1 protein-coding gene is annotated in these 2,641 nt (G+C 71.7%); it reads right to left on the bottom strand.

The features are described from left to right. Nucleotides 1-2,622 (bottom strand): type I polyketide synthase (locus tag AC3ERT_RS36435; protein WP_488180760.1); only part of this gene is annotated, 2,622 nt, incomplete at its 3' end. Nucleotides 2,623-2,641: the final 19 nt, after the last annotated feature.

Genomic DNA, 2,641 nt, shown 5'->3' with positions numbered 1-2,641 from the left:
AACCACCGGCACAGCACTCTCCCCGACTACCCCGTCGGCCCCGCACGCCTCTGCAACCAGATACCGAGCCACCTCCAGCGGCGTCGGCTGGTCGAAGGCCAGGGTGGCGGGCAGGCTCAGGCCGGTCTCGGCCGCGAGCCGGTTGCGGAGCTCCAGCGCGGTCAGCGAGTCGATGCCCATCTCACGGAACGCCCGCTCGGAGTCGATCTCAGCCGAGCTGGCATGACCCAGAACGGCGGCGACAGCGGCCCGGACGATCTCCAGGACTTCCCGTTCACGCTCTGCGGGGGCAAACGCGGCCAACCGGGCCACGAAGCCGCCCGCGTCCGCGGCCGCGGTCGGTCGGGCGGGCGTACCGGCGACCAAGCCGCGCAGCAGCGGGGGCAGCGGTCGTCCCGGGCGCGACAGTGCCGTCAGGTCGAGGCGGGTCGGGACCGCCAACGGGGCACCCCACGCAACGGCGGCGTCGAACAGGGCCAGACCCTGGACGGTCGACATAGGCTGAACACCGCCACGGCGCAGACGAGACCGACCCGAGCCCTCCAGCTGCCCGGTCATCTCCGAGGTCTGTTCCCACAGGCCCCACGCCAACGACTGACCGGCCAGATGCCGATCCCGGCGATAGACCGCCAGGGCGTCCAGGAACGCGTTGGCGGCGGCGTAACTGCCCTGCCCCGCGCTGCCCATGACCGCCGCGGCCGAGGAGTACAGCACGAACCCGGCCAGTCCCATGTCCTCGGTCAACTCATGCAGGTGCCACGCCGCGTCAACCTTCGCCGACAGCACCGGCGCCATCCGCTGCGGCGTCAGTGACTCGACCGTCGCGTCGTCGATCACACCCGCGGCGTGCACCACCGCCGTCAGCGGACGCTCGACTGCGATCTTGGCCAGCACCGAGGCGAGGGCATCCCGGTCGGCGGCATCGCCGGCCACCACCCGCACCTCAGCACCCAGCTCAGCCAACTCCGCGACCAGACCAGCCACCCCCGGCGCCGCCGGGCCACGCCGCGACACCAACACCAGATGCCGCATGCCACGCACGGTGACCAGGTGCCGGGCCAGTTCCCCGCCCAACGTCCCCGTGCCACCGGTGACCAGGACGGTGCCCTGCGGGTCCCACTCGGCGGGTACGGCTCCGGGCTCCTTCGTCCCGGCCCGGGTCAGCCGACGCCCGAGCACCGCTACCTCACCGTCCCCGGAACTGATGCGGACCTCGGGTTCATCGGCATCCAAGGCCAGGGCCAGGACGGTGTCCACGTCAGCGTCACGGGTCGGGTCCAGGTCGGTGGCCGGGTCTACGTCGACCAGCAGCACACGCCCCGGATGCTCCGACTGCGCCGAACGCACCAAACCCGCCACCGCCGCGCCCGCCAGGTCCTGCCCGGTGGCCGCGCCCTGGGTCCAAAGCACCAACCGCGCATTGTCGGTCTCGGGATCTGCCAGCCACTCCTGCACCCAACCCAACACCGTCGCAGCAGCCTGGTGGGCCGCCTCCGGCGCCGAAACCCCCGACGGGGCAGTCGGCACTGAAGCAACGACCACCGGCGCCAACTCGGAGCCGACCGACTGGCCGCGCCGCGCCCACTGCACCGCATCCGCCGAAGCCTGCACCGACAGCGGGACCCAGTCGACGGTGAACAGCGACTGCCGCACCTGCCGGCCAGCCCCGGTGAGCAGACCAGCCGACGCCTCACGCAACGCCAGCGACCGTGCTTGCAAGACGGGTTCACCGACAGCATCGAAAGCCGTGACCGAGACCCCGCCCGACCCGGGCGCCAGCACCACCCGCAGGTGGCGGGCACCGCCCGCCAGCAGCCGCACCCCCGACCACACGAACGGCAACCCCGTCCCCCCACCGTTGCCGTTGCTACCACCGGCAGCCAGAAGACCGTGCAGAGCGGCATCAAGCAGAGCGGGATGCAGGCCGAACCCAGCCGCATCGGAGTCGATGACCTGGGGCAGCTCCACCTCGGCGTAGACGGTGTCCCCGGCTTGCCACACCTGCCGCAGCCCCTGGAACGCCGGACCGTAACCGTAACCGCGCCGAGCCAGCCTCTCGTAGGCATCGTCGACCGGAACCGCCACCGCACCCGCCGGCGGCCACACGGACAGCCGATCCGGGACCGGCTCACCGTCAGCCGGGGCCAGCAGACCGACGGCGTGCCGCACCCACTCGCCCTCCCCCTCGCGAGAGGAGACCGTGACCGTTCGCCGGCCACTGCCGCCGTCACTGTCGCCGACGTGGACCTGGACCTGGACTCCACCGTGCTCCGGCAGGATCAACGGCTCCTGGAGCGTCAACTCCTCCAGGACACCACACCCGGCCAGATCAGCCGCATGCATCGCCAGGTCCACGAACGCCGTCCCCGGCAACAGCACCGTGCCGTGGACCGCATGGTCGGCCAGCCACGGCATCGCAGCCAGCGACAACCGACCCGTCAACACCAACCCATCACCATCAGCCAGCCACACCGCAGCCGCCAACAACGCATGCCCAGCGGCCTGCACACCCGCCGACGGCAGATTCCCCACCCCCACGGCGGCCTTGGGCCAGTAGTGCTGCCGCTGGAACGCATACGTCGGCAGCCCAACCTTCACCGCCCGACCCTCATCACCGGTCACCGCGGCCCAGTCCACCTCC

This window comes from Actinacidiphila sp. bgisy145 (assembly GCF_057708125.1).
Note: the sequence above shows the minus strand (reverse complement) of the source record. Positions and strands in the feature narration are given on the sequence as shown.